This window comes from Pantoea eucrina (assembly GCF_001691555.1).
GTDB classification, from domain to species: domain Bacteria; phylum Pseudomonadota; class Gammaproteobacteria; order Enterobacterales; family Enterobacteriaceae; genus Pantoea; species Pantoea borealis.
The window spans coordinates 1,087,259-1,108,141 of the sequence record NZ_MAYN01000008.1 but is presented as its reverse complement, the minus strand read 5'-3'; the positions used below and the strand labels follow the sequence as shown (position 1 = coordinate 1,108,141).

Annotated in this window: 34 protein-coding genes and 1 pseudogene; 11 read left to right on the top strand and 24 right to left on the bottom strand. The window is 51.2% G+C overall.

Going from position 1 to position 20,883, the window contains the following annotated elements:
* Positions 1-48 precede the first annotated feature (48 nt).
* On the top strand, positions 49-471 hold the full coding sequence (locus tag BBA90_RS19150; protein ID WP_139074188.1) for a hypothetical protein: 423 nt from the start codon (positions 49-51) through the stop codon (positions 469-471).
* Here BBA90_RS19150 and BBA90_RS11345 read toward each other — a convergent pair.
* The 24 genes and pseudogenes from BBA90_RS11345 to BBA90_RS18790 all read right to left on the bottom strand — a co-directional run bounded on the left by BBA90_RS11345 (position 437) and on the right by BBA90_RS18790 (position 15,220).
* Positions 437-1,075, bottom strand: coding sequence for a phage minor head protein (locus tag BBA90_RS11345; RefSeq protein WP_075050738.1), 639 nt, complete (start codon positions 1,073-1,075; stop codon positions 437-439). The genes BBA90_RS19150 and BBA90_RS11345 overlap by 35 nt on opposite strands.
* On the bottom strand, positions 1,035-2,507 hold the full coding sequence (locus BBA90_RS11340) for a DUF1073 domain-containing protein (protein ID WP_065649226.1): 1,473 nt from the start codon (positions 2,505-2,507) through the stop codon (positions 1,035-1,037). The genes BBA90_RS11345 and BBA90_RS11340 overlap by 41 nt, the downstream gene beginning before the upstream one ends.
* 2 nt (positions 2,508-2,509) lie before the next feature.
* Positions 2,510-3,727, bottom strand: coding sequence for a PBSX family phage terminase large subunit (locus BBA90_RS11335; RefSeq protein ID WP_065650463.1), 1,218 nt, complete (start codon positions 3,725-3,727; stop codon positions 2,510-2,512).
* Complete coding sequence (locus BBA90_RS11330; protein ID WP_075050762.1) at positions 3,702-4,268, bottom strand: terminase small subunit; 567 nt, start codon at positions 4,266-4,268, stop codon at positions 3,702-3,704. Before BBA90_RS11330 ends, BBA90_RS11335 begins: the two co-directional genes overlap by 26 nt.
* Before the next feature lie 402 nt (positions 4,269-4,670).
* Positions 4,671-4,922: a bacteriocin immunity protein gene (locus BBA90_RS11325; RefSeq protein ID WP_065649225.1), complete on the bottom strand. Its 252-nt coding sequence runs from the start codon at positions 4,920-4,922 to the stop codon at positions 4,671-4,673.
* A 32-nt stretch (positions 4,923-4,954) separates the two neighbouring features.
* Positions 4,955-5,140, bottom strand: coding sequence for a hypothetical protein (locus BBA90_RS11320; protein ID WP_065649224.1), 186 nt, complete (start codon positions 5,138-5,140; stop codon positions 4,955-4,957).
* A gap of 40 nt (positions 5,141-5,180) precedes the next feature.
* Positions 5,181-5,633: a hypothetical protein gene (locus tag BBA90_RS11315; RefSeq protein WP_065649223.1), complete on the bottom strand. Its 453-nt coding sequence runs from the start codon at positions 5,631-5,633 to the stop codon at positions 5,181-5,183.
* Positions 5,634-5,759: 126 nt separating this feature from the next.
* Positions 5,760-6,305 carry a KilA-N domain-containing protein gene (locus BBA90_RS11310; protein WP_065649222.1) on the bottom strand — a complete coding sequence of 182 codons (546 nt, stop codon included), beginning with the start codon at positions 6,303-6,305 and terminating at the stop codon, positions 5,760-5,762.
* Positions 6,306-6,467: 162 nt separating this feature from the next.
* Entirely contained in the window at positions 6,468-6,698 is a 231-nt protein-coding gene (gene lysC / locus BBA90_RS19675) for an Rz1-like lysis system protein LysC (RefSeq protein WP_430914196.1), read from the bottom strand.
* Positions 6,610-7,026 (bottom strand): DUF2570 domain-containing protein, encoded by a 417-nt coding sequence (locus tag BBA90_RS11305; RefSeq protein WP_065649221.1) that lies wholly within the window; start codon positions 7,024-7,026, stop codon positions 6,610-6,612. Before BBA90_RS11305 ends, lysC begins: the two co-directional genes overlap by 89 nt.
* Positions 7,014-7,646: a glycoside hydrolase family 19 protein gene (locus BBA90_RS11300; RefSeq protein WP_065649220.1), complete on the bottom strand. Its 633-nt coding sequence runs from the start codon at positions 7,644-7,646 to the stop codon at positions 7,014-7,016. Before BBA90_RS11300 ends, BBA90_RS11305 begins: the two co-directional genes overlap by 13 nt.
* Positions 7,643-7,957: a phage holin family protein gene (locus BBA90_RS11295; protein ID WP_065650462.1), complete on the bottom strand. Its 315-nt coding sequence runs from the start codon at positions 7,955-7,957 to the stop codon at positions 7,643-7,645. The genes BBA90_RS11300 and BBA90_RS11295 overlap by 4 nt, the downstream gene beginning before the upstream one ends.
* Positions 7,958-8,492: 535 nt before the next feature.
* A pseudogene (locus tag BBA90_RS19145) lies at positions 8,493-8,894 on the bottom strand (type II toxin-antitoxin system HicB family antitoxin); the annotation flags it as partial.
* Between the two features lie 47 nt (positions 8,895-8,941).
* On the bottom strand, positions 8,942-9,118 hold the full coding sequence (locus BBA90_RS18800) for a type II toxin-antitoxin system HicA family toxin (RefSeq protein ID WP_075050735.1): 177 nt from the start codon (positions 9,116-9,118) through the stop codon (positions 8,942-8,944).
* A 295-nt stretch (positions 9,119-9,413) separates the two neighbouring features.
* A complete protein-coding gene (locus BBA90_RS11285) occupies positions 9,414-10,181 on the bottom strand; it encodes an antitermination protein (protein ID WP_065649219.1) in 768 nt (255 codons plus the stop codon).
* Positions 10,178-10,783, bottom strand: coding sequence for a recombination protein NinG (locus tag BBA90_RS11280; protein ID WP_065649218.1), 606 nt, complete (start codon positions 10,781-10,783; stop codon positions 10,178-10,180). Before BBA90_RS11280 ends, BBA90_RS11285 begins: the two co-directional genes overlap by 4 nt.
* 433 nt (positions 10,784-11,216) lie before the next feature.
* Positions 11,217-11,453, bottom strand: a complete 237-nt coding sequence (locus tag BBA90_RS11275; protein ID WP_065649217.1) for a hypothetical protein — start codon at positions 11,451-11,453, stop codon at positions 11,217-11,219.
* On the bottom strand, positions 11,446-11,901 hold the full coding sequence (locus BBA90_RS11270) for a YbcN family protein (protein ID WP_065649216.1): 456 nt from the start codon (positions 11,899-11,901) through the stop codon (positions 11,446-11,448). The genes BBA90_RS11275 and BBA90_RS11270 overlap by 8 nt, the downstream gene beginning before the upstream one ends.
* A complete protein-coding gene (locus tag BBA90_RS11265) occupies positions 11,867-12,112 on the bottom strand; it encodes a hypothetical protein (RefSeq protein WP_065649215.1) in 246 nt (81 codons plus the stop codon). Before BBA90_RS11265 ends, BBA90_RS11270 begins: the two co-directional genes overlap by 35 nt.
* A complete protein-coding gene (locus BBA90_RS11260) occupies positions 12,109-12,810 on the bottom strand; it encodes a replication protein P (protein ID WP_065649214.1) in 702 nt (233 codons plus the stop codon). The genes BBA90_RS11265 and BBA90_RS11260 overlap by 4 nt, the downstream gene beginning before the upstream one ends.
* Positions 12,807-13,727 carry a replication protein gene (locus BBA90_RS11255; protein ID WP_065649213.1) on the bottom strand — a complete coding sequence of 307 codons (921 nt, stop codon included), beginning with the start codon at positions 13,725-13,727 and terminating at the stop codon, positions 12,807-12,809. Before BBA90_RS11255 ends, BBA90_RS11260 begins: the two co-directional genes overlap by 4 nt.
* Positions 13,724-14,551: a ParB/RepB/Spo0J family partition protein gene (locus BBA90_RS11250; protein WP_065649212.1), complete on the bottom strand. Its 828-nt coding sequence runs from the start codon at positions 14,549-14,551 to the stop codon at positions 13,724-13,726. Before BBA90_RS11250 ends, BBA90_RS11255 begins: the two co-directional genes overlap by 4 nt.
* Positions 14,552-14,585: 34 nt before the next feature.
* Positions 14,586-14,867, bottom strand: a complete 282-nt coding sequence (locus tag BBA90_RS11245; RefSeq protein WP_065649211.1) for a CII family transcriptional regulator — start codon at positions 14,865-14,867, stop codon at positions 14,586-14,588.
* Between the two features lie 134 nt (positions 14,868-15,001).
* On the bottom strand, positions 15,002-15,220 hold the full coding sequence (locus BBA90_RS18790; protein ID WP_075050733.1) for a helix-turn-helix transcriptional regulator: 219 nt from the start codon (positions 15,218-15,220) through the stop codon (positions 15,002-15,004).
* A 108-nt stretch (positions 15,221-15,328) separates the two neighbouring features.
* Between BBA90_RS18790 and BBA90_RS11240 the strand changes: the two genes are divergently transcribed.
* From BBA90_RS11240 to BBA90_RS11190, 10 genes are all read left to right on the top strand, one after another.
* Positions 15,329-15,976, top strand: a complete 648-nt coding sequence (locus BBA90_RS11240; RefSeq protein ID WP_065649210.1) for a LexA family protein — start codon at positions 15,329-15,331, stop codon at positions 15,974-15,976.
* Between the two features lie 92 nt (positions 15,977-16,068).
* On the top strand, positions 16,069-16,893 hold the full coding sequence (locus BBA90_RS11235; RefSeq protein WP_065649209.1) for a HipA family kinase: 825 nt from the start codon (positions 16,069-16,071) through the stop codon (positions 16,891-16,893).
* Positions 16,890-17,708, top strand: coding sequence for a DUF3037 domain-containing protein (locus BBA90_RS11230; RefSeq protein ID WP_065649208.1), 819 nt, complete (start codon positions 16,890-16,892; stop codon positions 17,706-17,708). Before BBA90_RS11235 ends, BBA90_RS11230 begins: the two co-directional genes overlap by 4 nt.
* A 966-nt stretch (positions 17,709-18,674) precedes the next feature.
* On the top strand, positions 18,675-19,016 hold the full coding sequence (locus BBA90_RS11215) for a hypothetical protein (RefSeq protein ID WP_065649205.1): 342 nt from the start codon (positions 18,675-18,677) through the stop codon (positions 19,014-19,016).
* 19 nt (positions 19,017-19,035) lie between these two features.
* Entirely contained in the window at positions 19,036-19,251 is a 216-nt protein-coding gene (locus BBA90_RS11210; protein ID WP_065649204.1) for a hypothetical protein, read from the top strand.
* Positions 19,252-19,349: 98 nt separating this feature from the next.
* Positions 19,350-19,535 carry a protease FtsH-inhibitory lysogeny factor CIII gene (locus BBA90_RS11205; protein ID WP_065649203.1) on the top strand — a complete coding sequence of 62 codons (186 nt, stop codon included), beginning with the start codon at positions 19,350-19,352 and terminating at the stop codon, positions 19,533-19,535.
* On the top strand, positions 19,532-19,729 hold the full coding sequence (locus BBA90_RS11200; RefSeq protein ID WP_065649202.1) for a DUF5444 family protein: 198 nt from the start codon (positions 19,532-19,534) through the stop codon (positions 19,727-19,729). The genes BBA90_RS11205 and BBA90_RS11200 overlap by 4 nt, the downstream gene beginning before the upstream one ends.
* Positions 19,719-19,871 carry a hypothetical protein gene (locus BBA90_RS19355; RefSeq protein WP_167350676.1) on the top strand — a complete coding sequence of 51 codons (153 nt, stop codon included), beginning with the start codon at positions 19,719-19,721 and terminating at the stop codon, positions 19,869-19,871. The genes BBA90_RS11200 and BBA90_RS19355 overlap by 11 nt, the downstream gene beginning before the upstream one ends.
* Positions 19,864-20,487 (top strand): ERF family protein, encoded by a 624-nt coding sequence (locus tag BBA90_RS11195; RefSeq protein ID WP_065649201.1) that lies wholly within the window; start codon positions 19,864-19,866, stop codon positions 20,485-20,487. Before BBA90_RS19355 ends, BBA90_RS11195 begins: the two co-directional genes overlap by 8 nt.
* Positions 20,487-20,879, top strand: a complete 393-nt coding sequence (locus BBA90_RS11190) for a single-stranded DNA-binding protein (protein WP_065649200.1) — start codon at positions 20,487-20,489, stop codon at positions 20,877-20,879. Before BBA90_RS11195 ends, BBA90_RS11190 begins: the two co-directional genes overlap by 1 nt.
* Positions 20,880-20,883 lie beyond the last annotated feature (4 nt).

The following is a 20,883-nucleotide window of genomic DNA, read 5'->3' as shown; positions in this document are numbered from 1 at the left end:
CTATAAGGTTTATTAACCATTCACTGAAAATAATTAGGAAGGAACCATATGAAATTACCTAAGGGCTATACATGTCCGGCTGTGGCAGTAGCATTTGTATCATCACTGGCCTATGTTTTGGGTTTTATGATACTCAAGGCTAATCAGCAGGATGGTGGGTTGTTAACCATAAATGGCATTTACGCAATTTTCGTGCTTGCCACAGTTATTTGGGACCGAATGGGCCGGTTTAAGACAACGCGAAACTCTAAGTTGGTAACTTTGGGCACGGCAGTTGCCCCAATTGCTACAAACATTGCCGATGTGCTTTTAAGTCTGCTAATCAAGTATTTTGACGCAGAATGGGCGCATGCAGTTTATTTCTTGGGGGTTGTTGGAGTATTTTTTGTCTTCCAGCTGGTTCTTTGCTTCGCGATACCAGTAAAGAGTCGGAAACTTAAAAAACGACCTCACAATAGCACCGGCAGTTAGGGAACTGTCCTGCATGTCCGGTCATTCCGTCCAGCGTGGGCGGGTTTGACCAGTCGACATACCTGCCTTCCATCTGCTTGTGGGAGTGGCGCACGTCGCTGTCATCGGCAGTACGCCAGATATAGCCGCTAGAGCCGATGGCGGTTGATCGCGCCTGGGTGATTGCAGTTGATGCCCGGCCAACCTCAGTGCGGGCAATCGTTCTTGCCCGTGCCTCAGTAACCTCGCCGGTGCGCATGATCTCCTGCCTCAGCGTACTGGAACGCTTACCGGACACCACGGCCTCTATCGCCTGGTTGTGAATGTCGTAAACGCGATCGGCAGCCTGCAACGGCAGTGATTTAAACAGCTTCACCTGTTCGGCAATGATGCTGCGTGTGACCTGCCCTTGGCTGGCTGCCATCAGATCGCGCAGGCCGGCAGAGATTTGATAGGAGCGCTCACGCCACATCGCATCGTCGGCGATCTCCAGCGTGCTGATAAGACGCTTCGATACAGCTTCAGACCATGGCTCTATCAGGTCGGCATAACGCTCCAGCCTGTCCATGATATCGGTGACGCTGTCATTTGAACCATCGTAAGAACCCTCGACTATGGCGCCCACCGCCTGCGCTATCTGTCGTAGCTGTGTTCTCAGTTGCCTCTCGGCGCGCTTCAGATTCGGTGGTTTCGACGTTGTCGAGGTCTTTCTCGCTCGGCGGCGGGAGGTCACTGGCATTATCAATATCCTCGTCGCTGATGGTTCCGCCAAAGCCCGTTACACGTGAGGTCTCCTGCAGATGCAGCGCCCCGGCCTTATCGGTCATCAGGCCAGCATCCACAGCTTTAGTAGTGGCATCGACGACCGTGTTAGCGATTTCTGCACGCTCTTTGTCAGAGACCTGCCACAGTTCGTTAAATTCAAATGCGAAGTCATCAGGCAGCGGCTGAGCGAACAGGCTCATGTGCAGCACTTCGAACAGTTTACGGATTGGGCGGCGAAGCTTGCGCTCCTGCTTGGTGGACACGTTGTCATAATAGTTGGCGAGGTCAGTATCACCGGTAGAGAAGCCAGCAGGAGACTGGCCGAACAGGCGAACCAGCGGGATGCCGAAAGCACCTGATACCTGTTGCCCGAACTGCGCCAGCACATCGCTGAGACCAGCATACGAATAGGAGTGCGCCTCGAATTTGTCCTTGGCGTCCATGATCGTCATGCCTTCGTTGCTCTGGTACTGGCGGATCATGTCCATGTGCGACATCAGGCCTTTGAATGCCGGGTTGTCTTTGCCCATTGCCAGTAAGCCGCGAAGGTTCTCAATGCTGTACGTGCGCAGGTGCGCTTTGTAAACGAGCTGAGCTACGCCGGTTGTCGTGCTGTCGAAAGCCAGCAGGCGATCAAAACATCTTTCGATGATTGACATGCCCCAGTCATTTTCTGTCAGACGCTGCTGATATGGCAGCGGAACGCCGTCAAAGCGGATCAGCCTGGAGTGATGAATGCGCCACGGCGGGATGCCTGTGGCTGATGTCACCACGCGGTAAAACTCTGGCATGCCGAAGTCTGGTCCCAGCTCAGTCACGCGGCGTTCTGTCGTAGCATTGAGCATCCACCGGTCCATGACCATGATGCCTTTAAAAGCGCCCTTAGCGATGGTCTCGATGCGCAGTGGCGTTGAGTAATTCTGGCCGTCAATCAGGATGACCCCCACAGCTCCGCCGTAGAGGTTTGCCCACTTCAGCGTATCGTTGAGATGTTCCCATATACCCAGCTCATCCCATGCATTATCGAGCTGCTTTTTCACCCCGTCCTCGAGCTTTGAGGTGATTGTCACGCCCTTGCGGGTCATGTCATCAGGGATAGCATCAACACCTGCGCCCACCAGCCAGGACGACCGGTAAGCCTGCTCAATCAGCAGCCTGTTGCGCGAAGTCCAGTTATTGCGGTAGGTTCCCGCGCCGGATTGGTTCGACTCATTGACGCCCATGCGGGCAATGAAGTTTTCGTAGCTGTCACGCGTCGGTAAAGGCTGCGACACGTTTTGTGTTTCGGACATGTTCAGCCTCTGCCAAGTTGCGCCCAAGTGCCAAGGCTGTCTGAGCTGGTGATGTAACCGTCCAGCCCGTAGCGTATGGCGTCTATGCAGTGGTTATGTGCATCGACAATGACCGGAAGAATTTCGTTGGTCTTCTTGTCGACTTTGTAGGAGTAGAGCCGGAACTCGTCGGCGGTGTGCTTGCAGCGTTCATGGATGATGATTTCTTCAAACCCTTTCAGGTAGGTAATGCCATCTTCCACGCTGCCCTTCCACTTGGCGGCCGCGTCAATGCTGAAGCCCTGCCTGCCAATGTGGCTGATTGTCTCAGGGCGCGCGTTATCGGCCTTTATAGGCCAGCGTCGAACCTCGGGGATGGAGTCGTAAAACTGCGCCATTTCATCCAACTCGACGCCGACACCGTAGGCCTCATATTCGATATAAAGCCGGGTGCCGAGCATGAACATGCGGATCAGGGTGCTAGGGTCATTTGCGAAACCGAAGTCAGCACCAAAGAACAGACGATCGGCTTGCTGCCACAGGTCATCAGGGAATGCATCGACTTTGTAGCGCTGCCTGAAGATAACCGCCTCAGATATCGACTTAGGCTTGCCCAGCCAGACGTGTTCGTATGCCTCGTAATCTACCCGCTTGCAGTACTCCATCTCTTTGCGGAGCGTCTCGGGCAGATACGGGTTGTCGTAGTAGTTCACCTCAACCGTGATGCTGTCATCAGGCGGGTTAACCACGAAGCGCTGATAGGTCGGGTCTTTCTCTTCGCCGGGGTTGAACGATACCCAGATTTCCGAGCCTTCTTTCCGGATGGTCGGGATCAGGATGTCCCACGAATCGGCAGAGACAGACTGAGCCTCTTCCACCCAGCAGATATCGACACCCTCGGTAGACTTAATGCCCAGCGGGTCGAAACGCAGTCCCTTGAAAAGGAACTCGCTACCGCAGGCGCTGGTAATCGTCTCGTTGGTGATGCGGAACCACGGGTTAAGGCCGAGCATCTCAATCTGGTCTTTCAGCAGTTTGTGCACTGAATCCTTGATCGAGTTCTGCACTTCGCGGGTACACAGGATTCGTAGGCGCTTTGATGCGGCCATGATGACCAGTGCGCGGGCGATACCCCATGATTTAGCACCGCCTCGACCACCATGAAATACCTTATAGCGAATTGCCTTAAAGAGAGGTTTGAATTTGGGCGCGAAGCTAAGTCTCTTCTCCGCTGTCGTCATCATCCGCTCCGAAGCTAACAACGAACGTAGGCGCAGCCAGTGGCAAACCGTTGGGGCCAACCAGTTCGTTTTTAACGTTGTCTTTGAATGCCTGGACTGTGACGTGCTTGCCAAGCAGTTCGAGGTTTTTGACCTTGTCCGGCCACTTAATTTTTTTCAAGATGCCAACCATTTCACGGTCTTCTCCCCGGCCTTCGAACATATCGGCCAGATCGAATCCGCTCAGGTAACGGCGCCATGACGCGGGCCACTCGGAGACAGGCTTAATACTCATGTCATCAGTCATGATGTCGAGCACATCCATCTGGTCAATTTCTACCAAGCGACGAAGCACATAGGCCGCATCAATACCGGTTTGCTCTACACGCTGAGCCTTAAGCTCTGCAACTAATTCCAGTACGTGAGGTTTTGTGAGGTTTTCATAGCCAGCCTCTTTGGCGGTCTTCTCGCTGTAGCCCGCCCTGATAGCTGCCTGTGTGGCATTGAGGTCTTTCAGGTACTCACGGGCAAACAGCTCCTGTTTGTCAGTGAGCTTTGCCATATTTACTCCAATAAAAAAGGCCGCCATGGCAGCCTTCATTTGTTCAATTTATTTTATGACGTATGGCAAGCAAAGCTGCAGGTTCTGCAACCGTTGGCCCTTGAATAGCCAAGCCTTTTAGCCTCCTGCACAGCAGGTGCGCAAGTTGCATAATTGCCAAGTGACACTCTGTTTTGGGGTAATGGCAAAAAACGGCAGCTATCGGTATGGACTTCATGATCGCCATTTGCTTGTTGGTTTTTATTCACGTAGTAAGAGGTCATTTCGTAATCCCTTAAGACAAGCTGAACATTCAGCAAAGAGATAATATCTTGCATACATCATTGGTATAAGAATTATCTTACTGATTTTTGATCATAATCACTCATCATCAGGCGCACTCGCAAATGCGCCTTGTGATGACTACGCCTTGAAATCAGCCAGCCCCTGACCTTTGCGCCACTCTCTCATTGTCGCCACAACCTTCTCTGGAGTCAGGTCATCGTCATCATTATAGAAAATCAGGTCTGAACCTTCTGGATGCTCAGACAGAGAGCAAACATGTTCAATCAGTTCGTCCTGGTATGCTTCGCCACCCTCGGCACTGAAAATTACAGCTACTAACGCTGTAAACTCGGCTTCCGTGTAATCCTCAAATCTTGGCTTAAACTTCATCGGCAACCTCCTCCTTTGTGGTGAAGGCCATCTTACTCTTTTTGCTCTGGCTCGTACTCCATCTTGAGCACGTCATCAGGCGCCAGATAGACCCAGCCACCATCCTCGCGGGCAATGCCGATGAAGCCGTTAACGATCTCTGGCTGCGATCTGTTCATCAGCCCTTCATGAGTTTCACCGGATTTGATGGTGACGGTAATGCGAGAGGTGTCTGGCATATTTGCTTCAATAAAAAACCGCCCGGAGGCGGATTTCTTATCAAAACTTCAATTTACTATATTGTTCCCTTGCAATTTTCCTCTTTTCTTCAATTTGATTTACACGTTCTTGCTCTTTTCTTTGAGACTCATCAAATTCTGCTTGGAGTTGAACATCAGTTTGCTGGCAAAGCGCCTTTAACCTATCAACTTGTTGCTGTATTTCATCCATTGAGCACTCAACCTCAAGGTATTTGCCAGATGTGGTTACCGCTCTCTTGGCGGTATCCATTGAATTTTTATGAAGCTCATTAAATATGGCCTGCCAACGCGCGGTAGGCACGCGGTCTAAGATGAGAAATCTTTTGGCTCTACCTAATTCTGAGCTGCTCAAATTCATATCAATGTTTATAATCTTCATTAAATTGGTCCTAGCGAAAATTAGAGCAACCAGACTACCGCCAGGATTAATCCGAGTGAAGCAAATTTTTCTCACAGCTTCGCGACGCTTCACAGCGTGGCTAACCGTTATCCCTTGTCGGAGAGATTCATCATCAGGCGCTCTGGTTAGAAAGCGCCTTGTGATGAAAGCCGTTGTGAAAGTGGCTCTCTTACATACCTGCTATTCCTGGCATGTTAATTAAGCCGCGCTCCCTTCCATCAGTGCCACCATGTCAGGATCGAGCTGGTCAATCAGGTTTTTGCGTGCATCGTTCAGCAGCGCCTTTCTACCGCCTTTTCCCCACTTACCCATCTTGCTGGCACACTGGCTGATGTCTTTGGTTTCACCGCAAATGAGATGATCGAGCCGGTTTAGTTGGTTGAGGATGTCGAGTGACCTTGTGCGGCTTTCGATGAATGTGTTGTAAACATCAATCTCGAACTCAGGCTTGATCCATGCCGCATATCGAACGGCAATCATCTCGACTCCCCATACACTCTGAGAGTCACCGCCCCGAATCACTTTAAGTGATTGATTATATTCCAAAGGACTTTTTTGTCCTCTGGCATCCAGCGCCTTGACGAACCGCTGAACTGTGGCGCTGCGGATGAACTTGCTGGGCTTCTGCGATTCAGTAGCTTCGCCGTTCAGAACTGCTGCTGCGTGTAGGTCATTCAGGCAGTAGCGGCCCTCACTGTCTACACGAACAGATACGCCACTTACGATCACCGTTGGATATGTCATTGCGTTTTACCTTTTAGCGAATAAGCCTCGTTGCCCAGATAACCGCCCACAGAGAAGCCGCCGCTTATAACGGTTATCTCCGAAGCTGATTCCTGAAAGGCTCTGTGTGGTTTGATGCGCCGGGCATGGCGCGTGATTTACTGCAGGTACAAAAAAGCCCCGCTATTGCGAGGCTCTGATTTCTTCAATCCTGCTGATAGCTCTCAGTTTGCCATTGCACTCATCCAATGAGTTCAGCAGCCGGAAGTTGAGCAGGATACTGTCACCGTAGGTCATTGGCTTTGGGATAACCGGTACCGGGCATTCACTTAGCAGGCTTGCCGGTATCGGCAGCTGCGGCTCCTTTACCGCTTCGTACTGAATCTGCCTGGTCGCGCAGCTTGTCAGTGACATCATCAGGGACAAGCACAACGCTGCACGTGCTGTCGCGTAATACCTGCTTAACCTCATCCTGTAGCCCCTGCTGCTTCATCTCTGCGGCTGCCCGGCGCTTTGTCTCAGCGCGGACGATTTCGTTTTGCTCACCAACATGCGCCGCCAGCGTTTTAATGGTGCCGGCAAGGTCGGTATTTTTGGACATCAGCTCAGTGTTCTGCAGGCGCAGACGCTCGTTCCTCTGCGTGAGGATTTGATTGTCATAGCCGAGCTTTGCAATGAAGCCGATGATGATGACCACGAAGATGACGGGGATCAGGATGCGGATAACGTTCATGTTCTGCATAGCACCTCCAGTGCGCGGGCGGTACGCTGCCGGCGGTCATCGATACCGTTCAGGCCACCATTGATAACCCGCGTGATGCGATCGACATTCCCCGCGTCTGCCAGCTCATTCAGGCCGTGATTCTTCCACCAGGCTGCCGCTGACCGTGCTGCAAGTGTCCTGCCCGATAACAGGTCCGGCGCTGCAATAAGGTCAGCGCTCAGCTGTGCATTCAGGGCCGAGTAGTTTTTCTTCCCAGTTATCTGAATCAGCCCGCGCCCGCGGTACCGGTAGCCGTCACCGGATTCGATGCTGCCGTTTCCGTTGCGGTTTGCGTAAATGATGCTGGCTATCATGCACTGGTCAGCGGGGTGACCGCTGTTTCTGCCGTAGGCTTTCGCCTGTGAGGGGGTGATACGCTTGCCGAACATAGCGTTCAGAGCGCTCTCGCTGTAATTCAGCCCCTCTTCGGTTTTAGTGAAGCCGGCAGACTCATGCCCTACCTGCGCCAGAAAGTGTGCCTGCCGCTTTGGCGTGTCGATATCGAATTCCCGCATCGCTGCTGCGACGTGAGGGAACCACATGTCGGCCAGAGCGTGGCTGATGCCGGTCGCGCGCCGGAACTGGTCGAGAGTAATCATTCAGCAGCTCCCGCATCGCCTGCAGCTTTCTGCAGAAAACGTTTTTCCAGTGCTTTGATAAGGGATGAACCGGACCAGCCAGCCATGCCACAGATTGCGCCGGTCACTTCCTGCGGCCAGTTGCAATAGTTTGCTATCAGCATCATCAGAAGCCCGGCGAACAGTGAGACGATTACCTGCAGACACAGGGTCCGCCAGCTGAACGCCTCCCCGCTTAATACTTTGTAGGCATAAGCAGCCACAGCGCCGAGCAGTGTCATGCCTAGTGCAATCATGGCTGCAATCAGGCCCGGATCAGATTTGTAAGGCATCTTTTGCATTTCCCACCCCCAGAGATGGGGAGTCGCTTTTAGGATTTGATGAGGTTGTGAACAAAGCGCTCCCGGTTAATATTTCCAGTGTCGCCCGGAAACATTCCCGCATTACTCATCTGCCGTAGGTAGAAAGAAGCGCCCCGTGAAAGTCACAGGAAAATTGGTGAGGGAAATCCTTTGGGCGCTGAAATGAAAAAGGCCCACCGAAGTGAGCCTTTGCAATTAATTATCTTTAGTAAGATTCAGGCAGAACACAGTTTACAGGTATTGCCGATTGTCCAGTGGTCAGACTGACCGAGAGTGAACTCACCAGTTCCATATCAGGACTTTCTAATTCCAGCTTTTGCGGATCTCTAATCACTAAAAAGCTAGAATCCTGCCTCTCATCATGCACAACTTCAGCACTGTATACTGCAATTTCAGCAGGCTTTAATGCAGGGCACGCAATAAATTTTACTCTAGCCCCCTGACACAACCTACGTGGCAACGTGTACTCCCCGTTCTTAAGTGTGTACACATCAAGCTGCCCCTCAGCCCTGACTGATAATGATACGCCCATAACAGCTAATGCCTTCTGGATAGTATCGATCTTCGTTGAGTGGTGCAGATCGAAAATGCGTGTCACTTCCTGCTTTTTAACTCCCATGCGCGTAGCCAGCTCAACCTGAGTCAAGCCAGAAGAAAGGAAAGCATTAAGCAGCAGCACCTTCGCCGATACACTTGCCGGAACCTCTACAAAGTCACCGGAAATTAAGCCCGGCTCCGGAACAGGCCTGTTATCTTCAAAATAGAATTCAAATGAAGTAACCAGTGCATCCAGCCCCATAGCCAGCGCTTCTTCTCGCGTATCACCCTGCGTTAGGGCTTCCGGTATATCCGGAAAAGAAACCACATATCCGCCGTCGTGCGGTTCCAGCATTATCGGGTATCGCATATTTTTGTAGTGAGTCCTGCGAGTACCAGCCCCAAAGGGCTGGTTTATTAATTCAGGCCTAACTGCTTGAGTATGGCCTTTCGCAATGGTTCTTTTAACTCAGCGCCGGGATGTCTTGGCATTACACTTCGCTTCCCGTTGTATTTCAGTTTCAGATGGTTTGTACCGTTTGAAACTTCCACACCCTGAGATTCAAGCCACCGCCTGAACTCGCTTTGCCTCACTAATCCTCCTATCCGTTGAACATGACATGATAGTAAACATTTATGCTTACCATGTCAACATTTTTGTTTACTGGAGGCTGCGATTTTTGTCTGAATAAACTTTTTGATGGCACTATTGCAAAAAACCCTCGCGGATGGTGAGTCCGGAGGGCTTTCTAATTATCACAGAGTGATGGAACTTTCGTTTTGAGGCGCACTTAACAACAGCGCGCAACTTCAACTGTTGGAAATCATATCCCCAGCTTCCTGAAAAGTAAATAGCTCACGATAAAATAATGAGCCATTTAATTTGATTCTATGCAGTTACCTTGTTCAGCGCGACATTCGCCCAGGACTCCTCTGTTTCGAGCTTTCCGATCAATTGGTCGTAGAATGGTTTACCGCTTCGATGCCACGTTGCCAGGCTTATGCTCTCCGTAATTCCGGAGATAGCACGATAGGCTTCCGCTGCCGGAATGCGTTCATACCCACGTCCACAGCAGCGCTTGCAGTCGCCCATAACAGGCACGCCCTGCTTTTCCGTCTCAGCTTTCATCACTGCACGGCCACGGCCATTGCAGTCACGGCATGCAGTTGATAGGACCCCTTTGCCTTTGCACTGCTTGCAGAGCACGCGCACGGTCTCTTTGACGTTCCTAGTCTCACCGCCGGACAGTGGTGATTTCATTGAGAACACATCGGCCTCAATGAATCCGGTGGCATGGCAGCAATCACACGGCTTCACGCTGGCGGCGCTTCGGCAGTAATCGAGATAGGCATAAGTTGCGAGTGTTTGCATAACGGCTGGTTTAATATCAGCGTCGAGTTTGCGAAAGGCTGGAACCTTCTCGCAGGTTTGAAGTGCATATTCAGTCAACAGGGATACGGCGCGTGCGGCGTCGTTCTCACTTACTCCCACCTTTCCCATGAAAGCGCTGTAACCCAGTGGAGCACGACTCTGCGTCATTCCCATGGCTGCGATATAGTCGGTGCCGGTAAGCGTGTCAGGCGACGTCTGCGGCGCGGTTCCGCTGAAGTTCTGCCCCTTTGGAAAATGGTACTTTACTGTCGCTTCTAAGCTCATGCTGCCTCCCTCTGCTTAATTAGCTCTCTGGTTTTCTGCCGGTAGTACGCAGCCAGCTCCTGCAGTTCTTCCCGCGTCCATTTCTTCAGTTCGTGCGGTCCCATCAGGCGTTCGAAAGCAGCCTGGCCGATCTTGGCAATAAGCTGTGGCTTGTACTCGCCAATGTTCCCGGACAGGTATGAGTTGCAATGCTCACACTGAAGGTGGCAGTTGGTTTCGTCGTAACGGGTTTCTTTGCTGGCTCCAACGGTGCGGTAATGGCCCGCATTCATTTTCGCGCCGGTATCGCGGCCACAGCTGATGCACGGCCGCCCGGCGTCGCGTGTGCGGATATATGCGTTAAAAGCTGTCTGGGCTTGCTTATGGAAGTAACTGAGGGGCTGTACTGCTAACTTGCGGATTTTGGTGTGGCGCTTTTCCTGCTGGGTCTCTGCTTTACGTCGTCGCTCTGCCTCCTGTATCGCTTTCTGCCGGTCTTTCTCCACCTTCGCCAGTGCTATCACGGTTCCGCAGTCTGCGCTGCACCAGGTTTGATTCTGGAAACCTGGGTGGAACCATTCACGGCAGCCCGGATTTTTGCAGCGGCGCCTGATTTTTCTCATCGCCCCCTCCTGTGATGCTTCAATCCGGATCGGTAGGCAACTACACATCGGAGCATGCTACGCATTAGCAGACTCATGAGGTGCCCGGTGACGCACTTCAGCCATCGCACCTGATAGCCTGCATATCGCCAGGCGCAGATCAGGGGGAAGTAGTCGAATTTCTCTGCATAGAACATGTCCTCCTCGCACTTCCAGCATGATATGCCGTGATGGTATTTGTCCTCACTGGTGAGGATGGTGTGGCAGCGACAGCAGCGCTTATTGCCAGCATCTCTGCTCATAAGTGTGATCTCTCCGTGGTTCTCGTTTGCTTTCAGGCAGCAGCGCGCTGACCAGCCAAAGGCGGGGATCGGTAGCGAGCGTCTTTTGGGTCTGAATATTGCGGGTGGCAAATCGGTGAAGGAGTTCGTTCGCGGTATCGGTGTCTACAGGATCATGGGTGAACCACGTTTGCCGCATGGCTGCTCTCCTTTTTCTTCAGATACTCCGGCCAGTGCTTCTCAAGAATATGTTTCGGTACGTTTAATCCCAGCCCCAGAACGGTGGCTTTGGTTTTGAGCGTGCTGAGCGGTTTGTTAAGCGCGTCTGCCATAACCTGCGGCGGGACCTTTCCGGCCACACGCTCGATGTAGTCAATTTCCTGCTGTGTCCAGGTGTTTGGTCTACCCATTTTGTTTATCCTTCAGTTTCTGATATTCCGAGTCATGCGGGACCGTAAGCACCAGACCAAACTGCATGCACCAGCTCTCGATCTGATTCAGGAAGAAATGCATCTCTCCGGTATCAAGATTGGCCGTGTGCCGGGGTTCGTAGGTCGTGGACTTTTCGCCCGTGATGAAATCGGTGTAGGTGATGGCTTCACAGCCCAGATACGTGCGCTTGAGGTTGCGCTTTACCCATTCGGGTGTTGCATCGGTGCGGCCTGACTTAATCAGGTAGGCGCTGATTTCGGCATACCACATGTGACTAAGTGCGTTCTGTGAGAGGCTGCGTTTTTCTTTCCACGGCTTGAGGGTAAGCCGGTAGCATTCGCCGGATTCGAGCAGTGGCTGAAGCTGTTGCCCGATGGCCCTGAAGTTTGATTTATGTAGGCGTATGCCCTCTTTCGGTATATCCACCGGCCTTCTCCCGAACGTCTTCCTGTTCAAACTCAGCATCAACAATCAGGTCGTGCGTCTCGCGCGCCAGCAAATCGATAGCCCGGAGTTGAGACCGAAGCTGATCGGCGCTGAGGCCTTCGGTTTTTGTAAGGCTGATGATTGACGCTGTCAGGTTGCGCGCCTGCCGCAACAGCGGAGTTTCGATGTACAGCTGGATAACCTGAGTCATGATGCACTCCGTTTTGCTTTCAGCGTGGCGCGCAGCAGGGCTACACCTTCCATCGCCTTTTCGCTGGTGGATGGGATGGAAAGCTTCAGCAGCTGCTTACGCGGTTCCGGGATTTCTTCGCCGGCCTCGATCCGTTCGGACATTTTGCGCAGCTCAGAGCGGCATCTGATGCGCAGCTCAGACTCGCTCAGGTTGTTGGCGCGCATCAGGCTGTACAGGCCGGTGACCATCCAGTAATCGGCGTTGCTCTTCCACGGATACTGCTCCGGGGATGCGTAGTCGCCGCGTTTGGCGCAGTAGGTCATTACCATGCCGTACAGCGTCTCTTCGTCCGGCAGGCCAGCAGCGGCAAAAGCGCCCTGCCTGCACCAGCTGATGAACTGGCCCGGAGACGGCAGGAACGGTGATCCGCTGGCGCGCGCCTGGCGCATGCCTGCTGAAAGCTGCTGTTTGCTGGTCACGCCGTTCTCCGCAAAGGCGGCTATCCACTGTCGTTTGGCGGCGGCTTCGTCTGCCTGAGTCCGCCAGGCGGTGCTGACTGAGGCGGGAAACACCTGTTTCAGTCCGTCGAAAAACTCATTCATCAGCTTTTCAACTTCCTGATGCAGGCGACGATCCGCCGGCTGCGGGGCATCACCGGCCATGCGGGCCAGCGCGCTGCTGTCGCGATTGTTTACTGCCGCTACGAGATGTCTCATATGAAATTCTCCCATGCTTCCTGGCTGTTCCAGTGGGCAGCAGGCTGCTGATCCGCTGGCGCCTGCCGGTTACGGTTTGGCTGGTTCATCTGGATTTTGAGGGTGTCCCACTTTTCCCGCAGCTTCGCGGGGCTGAGCACGTTCGACTGCCAGAAGTGATCGCGGCTGGCCCAGAGAAACACCTCGCAAATATCGTGGTGCGTTACCTGCAGAGCCGTGCGCAGCAGTCTGATGTCGTTTGACCAGGCGGGCCAGTTAGGCTGGCGGGCATTGGGTGAGACGATCTGCACCCGTTTGAAAATCCACTCCGCCGCCTTCAGGTCGTCTTCGGTTCCCCACTTGTCACCCTTCGGGGTCTGGACTGCTGCTTCAGGACGAAGAGCAGGAAGATTTGCCGGAGGTGAGTCAGGGGATTCGACAGAATTCTCTGACGAAGAATTACTGTCTTTATTGTCTTTTGTAATAGTGTCTTTTGTGGTTACCCGATTCGGGTAAGACCCGTTACCTGATTCGGGTAATTTTTTCTTACCTGATTCGGGTAAGTTTACCTTTTTCGGGTAAGGCTCATTTATCCACTGGCCCAGCTCTTTATTTATCCCTGTTAAGCGCCCTTCCTGCGTCAGGATATTTCGCTTTACCAGAGAGCTTTTTGCGGCTGAGCATTTGTGCGGCAACATACCTGTAAGCTGAGATAGCTGCTCATTGCTAACCCAGTCAACCTTCTTGTTGAAGCCGTATGTTTTGCGCATGACGGCCATGAAAATAAGAAGCTGATGCTGTGTCATTCCGGCCAGCATGACAGCCTCCAGCAGTTCATTGGCGATGCGCGTGTAACCATCCTCCAGATCTGCCACACGACGCTCCACGGCCCGTAGTTCGGACCTGATTGGTGTTACGTTTCCATATGCGAGGTTCATGACTCCTCCCACCTGCCGGGCGCTCCGGCGCGATAGTCAGCAATAATCTGCCTTACCTCCTCTGCCGTTCCTTCTGCCAGCACCAGATGTTTATTACCGGCTTCTCCGGACATCTCTGCACCTACCAGCAGTTCAGCCAAGCGACGGGCTTTAGCAGCACTGAACAGCGGGATTGCTGCACTGCGCGAAAGCTTTTTCTTACCAGCGGCCTTAGCCTTACCCATCTGCTCAGTTGCAATAGCGGCAGCGTTGGCACCGTGCTCACGTGCCAGCGCGACAGCGGTCGTTGCTGCTACCTCGCCGGTTTTGACCATAGCTATCAGCTCATCGCCACACGTCAGCAGCTGGAGATGGTGATCAACATCAGCGACAGAGCGCTTAACCTTGCTGGCGATTTCGCTTACTGACCATCCCTGATTAGACAGGCGCTGATAAGCTGCTGCACGTTCAAGCGCAGTGAGCGGTTTACCCTGACTGCTGGTAACCATGAATGCGATGCGATCGGCCTCGGTACCGGTAAAGTCTTTGCATTCAAGACGGGCAATTTCGTGACCGGCTTGGGTAGCCATCTGGGCACCGTGATAGCGGTGATGACCGTCGATGATTTTGACCCGATCGCCTGTCACCTGCACTGCGAGAGGCGGCACAAACTCGCCGGCAATAAATGCGTCGCGAAACTCCTCGACGTGCTGCTGATCGATATCACGAACGTTATAGCCTGGCTCGACATACAGCTCTGACAGCGGAACCAGGAACGTTTTACGCACCGTGGTATCCGTGCCGTTCTTCTCTTTGCCCTTGTAATACAGTGATAAACTACTCATAATTACTCCTGTGAATTGATCCAGTCATTTCGCATCAGGCCTCAAACGTTCCAGCGTTTGGGGCTTTTTCTTTTCCGCTAATAGCCTCAATGGTTTCCTGCACTAAACGTCCCATCGGGCTTACTTCCCATGCCATCCTTGCCGTGCAAATGACGGCAGCTATAAAGCGCCAGTCGGCACGACTAATCTTCGACTCATGGCAACCAACACCTTTAGCGAACTCTCGCCCGGTCATCTGTGAAACTGCGAGAAGGAGATCTGTCTGCGTTCTGTTGATCTCGTTCTCGGTTGGTTTGCTGTAGTTTGCTGAACTCATGTTGGATAATTCTCTTGTTGAATATGTAATTGCGCGACGGCCGGATGGCTGTCACGTATGAATCGTTAGTTTGATTTGGTTTCGCTTTTCAGCGACGTGGGACAGAGCGTCCGTTGTTTAAGAGCGGGTGGTGCTTAAGCTGCTTTGCTTTTTGAGGGTGGGAACACATCATCAAGCGAGCAACGACATCCTAATTTTCTGAGGCCTTCAACGATTGAGCGGCAATCATTTAGGCTTGGGGTACGAATGTTTAACTCATAATTCGCTATTCTTGACTGGCCCCAACCGATGGCTGATGCCAGAACAGCTTGCGAAACTCCGATCTTCTTTCGCTGCTGTGCAATGTTATTCATTGCTTACTCCTTGGCGTTGTACACAACAACATTACACACAAAATGTGATTAACAGTCAACCTCAATTCGTGTACATAGTGTAATCACGTATCGTGGTAGATTAGATGGATGAAAACTATGCATGAAGTGATCGGGGAAAGGATTAAGTCCCTACGTGAAGCTAAAGGACTTAGCCAAGTACAGCTCGCCAAGCTTTGTGGCTGGGCAGCGCCGTCACGCCTAGGGAATTATGAACTGGGTGCAAGAAAAGTCAGTGCAGATGATGCAGTGATATTAGGAGCGGCATTAGGCGTTTCGCCGGCAAAGATAATGTTTGGAGAAGATGCTGACGCTGTCTTCAAACAGTATGACTACCCCCTGTTCTCTCATGTGCAGGCCGGCCCGTTCTCTGAGGTAAGCAGCTATACAGCAAGTGATGCGAAGGCATGGGTAGCCACTACCCGTAAAGCCAGCGAGAAAGCTTTCTGGCTTGAGGTAAAAGGTCACTCCATGACTGCACCACAGGGTGTGCGTCCGAGCTTTCCGGAAGGAATGCTTATTCTGATTGACCCAGCAGAACCGGTTGAGACAGGCGATTTCTGCGTTGCCTCTGCGAATGCTGACTCAGAAGCAACCTTCAAGAAGTACGAGTTAGACGGTGGCGTGAGCTATCTGGTACCACTCAACCCTGCTTACAGGATTATCGACTGCGATCACAGCATCCGCATTATCGGTAAGGTAGTTAAGGCTCAGTGGCCGGAAGAGACGTTTGAATAAATATTTTGCGGCATTTGCCGAATAAATACACACAGCACGCATCTGGCGATAGATCAGAGCGTAATTAGTTTGCCAGGCACAAGGAGTAGTTCATGAGCGATGAGAGTGAACTCAATGATATGACAATTCAAGAACCTCTGTTGTCACTTGAGGTTGAGTCTATGCGGCCTGTACTTGGTGGTACAGCGCATCTGAAGAATACTGTCATTGCATCTGATGGTTTAGAATATGCAGTTAAAAGCGTATTTGATGGTGAAACCTCTGACCTGAAGGGGCTTCCTAACCCACGGCAAATACCAGCATCTGAATGGCTATGTACTCGATTGGGTGAAATGTGTGGTCTGCCGACCCCTATTTGTCGTGTGATTTATGACAAAGCCACTGACCAGCATTTTTTTGGTTCTCGCTACGATCTTGCCGCATTGTCTAAGCCACAAGACGCGATCAACTTCGCCTCAGCTTTGATGTCATCATCTTCTATCTTAAGAAAGCAAGTATGGGCAATCTATGCTTTCGACCAATTTGTATACAACATTGATAGGCACCTTGGTAATTACCTTTACACGAAAAATCGAAATGGCGACATTACAGTTCAAGCTTTCGATTTTAGCTTGGCGGCGATGGTTATGGGTTGGCCAAACAAGGTTGGAAGCAGTCTCATGCCTTTAGGATACAACACGACTAATAACTGGAACTCTATCAAGGCTATGACGTACACTGATTCGACATGCCGTGAGTCCGCAGTGAAAATAATCGATAACATGAGCAAGATAAATGTTGATGATATCGATAGAATTTTCCTAGAGATGCCGGGTAGTTGGATTAACCCATTGCATCGTGAGGCTCTTACCACTTGGTGGGCAGGTTCTGGCAAAAATGAGCGATTAAGCTCGGTAAGACAGGAGGTGTTAAAATGACATGTTATAAATACAGTGTGATCAGGATAACACCTAATCCTGTCAGAGCAGAGTCTATCAATGTCGGATTTGCTGTCACATCATCAGAAGGTGTTGCTGATATCCGAGTGCTTGAGTCACATACCAAAATCAAAGCACTGACTAATGATTATTCAATGGAGCAGCTGGGAGAGCTTAAAGATCAGCTTGATAAAATGCTTTCGTGCCTAACATTGGAACAAGCTGTAGCCTTTTTTCAAGGGAGCATTACATTATCTTCAATTGGTACTTTTACAGCCAATTCGAAGGAAGAATATGATAATGAAATCATTAAAATCAATAAGATGTACATCTCTCCTATTAGATCAGGAAAAAGGCTTCCAGTCACTCAAAAAAGAATTATCACAGAGTTGAAGGATGAATTTGAGCGGTTTGGGATTTTAGGGAAAAACGTGAATGAGATTCATGATCATAAGGTTGTTCAGGGCTACCCTTTGTCTGAGGCTGAAGGCCTCTATGCCGAGCTTCTCCTAAAAAATGGAATCTATCACTTAACCGAAACTCTCGACTTCAGAAGCTCTAACCTTAAGCAAAAGCTTGGAGATACTGCGGTGAAGGCAATAACAATGAACACTGCCAAGACTATCTGGCAAGAAGATGTTAACACGTTTCTTGTTTATGCTGCAGAGGCATCTCAAGAGCGCACCTACACGCAGCAGTTGAACTTGATCCACGGTTACTCTGACAAGATGTATAACCTTTTATCCAGCAGCGACATGTCGAGTTACTTTGAGCATATGCTTAATGCCGCTGGTAAGAGCATGCCTACCCACTAAATATTTTCAATTAAATGCATATACCCTAGCTGTCGCGCTGGGTTTCTTATACCTGCACTGCCAATAGCCCGCCACTGAGCGGGCTTTTTTACATCTGCAGAAAATAAAATCACATGATAATCAGACACATAATGTGTACATGCAAGATCATACACGATTTGTGATTGACTATAAAATCACATATTGTGTATATTCAATTCCATCAGCAGGAAGCTGAGAGGCACAGAAAAGGATAGCAGCTCTTAAACAATGGCGAGGTTTGCCTACGTGGCTGAAAAGCCAGTTAGTACCAAAGCGTGACTTTTGGGATGGATAAGAACCATCGCCAAAATTCACTCAGGAGGTATTTATGACACGCAGAACTCAATTCACTGGTTCAGCATCTGGCCGCCGTCGCGAACGTCGAGCTCACCTTCAGAGTGAAGTCAGCGTAAACGCAGAAGTAATGCACCGCCCCACTCCAAGCCGCGTTGTACTCCAGTGCAAGCGGCCTGTAACTGACCGGGTAGTTAAAGCAGTCGATACCGAAACTGAGTATCACAAACAGATTCTGGCCGGCGCTGCGAAATACATAGGCACCGATGTTGATTCAGCGATGTGCTTACCACAGGTAGCCATCTTCAGTGCTGGCTATCGCAAATCTAAAGACAACGTAACGGCGAGGTGAGTATGAAAGAGTCGCGCGAACAATATCACAGCTGCATCCCATTATTTGAGGTGGTTGAGAACGGACCGGACTCAAAAGATTACGTGATTAAAACGGTCAGGGGCGAAAGCGCTGCTCGATCATCAGCTGCGATTCTGCAAGACCGCAACGCCTATCTGGGCTACGGATACACAATTCGACAGGTCGCTTAGGCGGCCTTTTTCATATCTGGAGGCACCATGATGAGCGACGTTGATTACTACTGCGGTTGGTTAGTGTTTATCGTGCTGATGGTGCTGGGGTTTATAGCAGGAGGTTAGATGAGTGAGTTTAAGGGTACGCCGGGGCCATGGATTAATGATGTCAGAGGCGGATGCGTAGCTGTTTATCAGGATGGGAGGCAAGAAGACACACAAGGATGCCACCGTGATGACGAAAGGAATATTGCTTATAGCAACAAGGGGGCGGAATACGACGAAGTGTTTGGGTTTTGGGCTATGGATAAAAAAACCATTCATGATTTTAATCTCATCGCCGCAGCACCTGAGCTTCTTGAGGTGCTTCAATTGATACTCAGCTATCACGATGACGGAAATTGCGCTCTGCACAAAGAAGATGTGGTCATGGCACGTAATGCAATTAAAAAGGCGCTGGGCCAGTAACCACTACAGGAGAGAGAGGATGAACTTAACAATCGCACAGATTTATGAATTGGCGCAATTCGCTGGATTAGCTTGCGAGTCACCAAAAGGTTGTTATGTGGATGGCGAAACAGAGCTATCTATTGATCAGGGAGTAATACAGGGGGATGACGGCCAGATAATTTACGAGGGTCTGCGAGCCTGCTTTGCAGAATATCCAGAAGAAGGATATATCGCTCTGGAAACCACTGAGTGACACCGTAAAGCTGTCTGCTTAGACGGCTTTACGGTGCTACGCACCACCGCCTTAGAGGGCTTCCATAACCAGAACGTTTCACCCTTACGGGAGCCGCAATGGCTCCCTTTCTTTTTGACACCAACCAATTTCAACAAGGTATCCCCATGCAACTCGCAATTGCTGGGGCGGCATCGGGCTGCCCCTTTATCACCGAATCACAGTTAGAACGTATCACCCGCCGCATGCGTGCTGCAGCCCGCAGCCTGTTAAACGCCATGAGCCAGAGAGGACATAAACAATGACGATTATCCCGGTAAACGGAACCTTGCTGGTTCAGCAGGGCTGCCTGCGGCTGAACAAGCTGTACGAAGAGTCATTCCCTGACACCAAAGACGGGATGAAGTCGGCCTATGAATGGGCGAGCACTATCTCTCTTGGCTGGCACGATTGCCAGGACACTGACTGGAACGCAAAGGTGAAAGCAAATGCAGCATGACGATGACGTTTGGGGCGACTTTATGCAGGGCATGCTGGGCGAACTGGCAGACCCGATGACCTATGAGCAGGCAGCGCAGGAAGCGATTGCTGATTTCCGCACGGAGCGCCAGTTTGAAGCAATGGGAGGATGCCATGAGTAAGGAGTTTTATGCCCGCCTGACAGAGATACAGAGCACGCTGAATGCTCCAAAAGGCCAGTACAACAACTTCGGTAAATACCACTACCGCAGCTGTGAAGACATCCTCGAAGGGGTTAAGCCGCTGCTTAAGGGCCTGTTCCTGTCCATTAGTGACGAAATTGTAATGATTGGCGATCGCTACTACGTGAAAGCGACAGCAACCATTACGGACGGCGAGTCATCGCACAGTGCTTCTGCAATGGCCCGTGAGGCGAGCGAGAAGAAAGGCATGGATGATGCCCAGATAACCGGTGCTACCAGCTCTTACGCCCGCAAATACTGCCTGAATGGCCTGTTTGGCATTGATGACTCAAAGGATGCTGATACGAACGAGCACCGGCAGCAATCAGCGTCTGCACCTCAGCAGCAGAAGCCACAACAGAAGCAGAAAAATAAACCAACGCCCGCCGCTACTCTGGCAGCTTTCACAGAGGCGGCGCTGCAGAAGAACACTCCGGAAGAGCTGAAACAGGCATTCTCAAAAGCATGGCAGATGCTGGCAGGAACGCCTGAGCAGGCTAAGGCGAAGGAAGTCTACGACATAAGAAAATCAGAGCTTGAAGGAGCATCAGCATAATGCCAATTAACGTGATCACAATCTCCGGCAACGTGGGTAAAGACGCGGTTGTGCGCGTCACCCCTAATGGGAAGCACATTGCCACTTTCTCCCTGCCGGCTAAATCAGGGTTCGGAGACAACGAAAAAACCTCTTGGCTGCAGTGCAAAATGTTCGGTGCCATGGCTGAAAAGCTTTCGCAGGCCGTTACTAAGGGCGCAAAGGTAACGGTAACCGGTGAGTTTCTGATTGAGGAGTGGGATAAGAATGACGGCAGCAAAGCCTCAATTCCTACCATTCTGGTGAGAGATATCGACCTGCCGCCGCGGCAGGGAAACCCAGCGCCATCCGGTCAGCAGCAACCGCGTGGTCAATCTACCGCACCTGATTACGATACCGATATCCCCTTCTAATTTA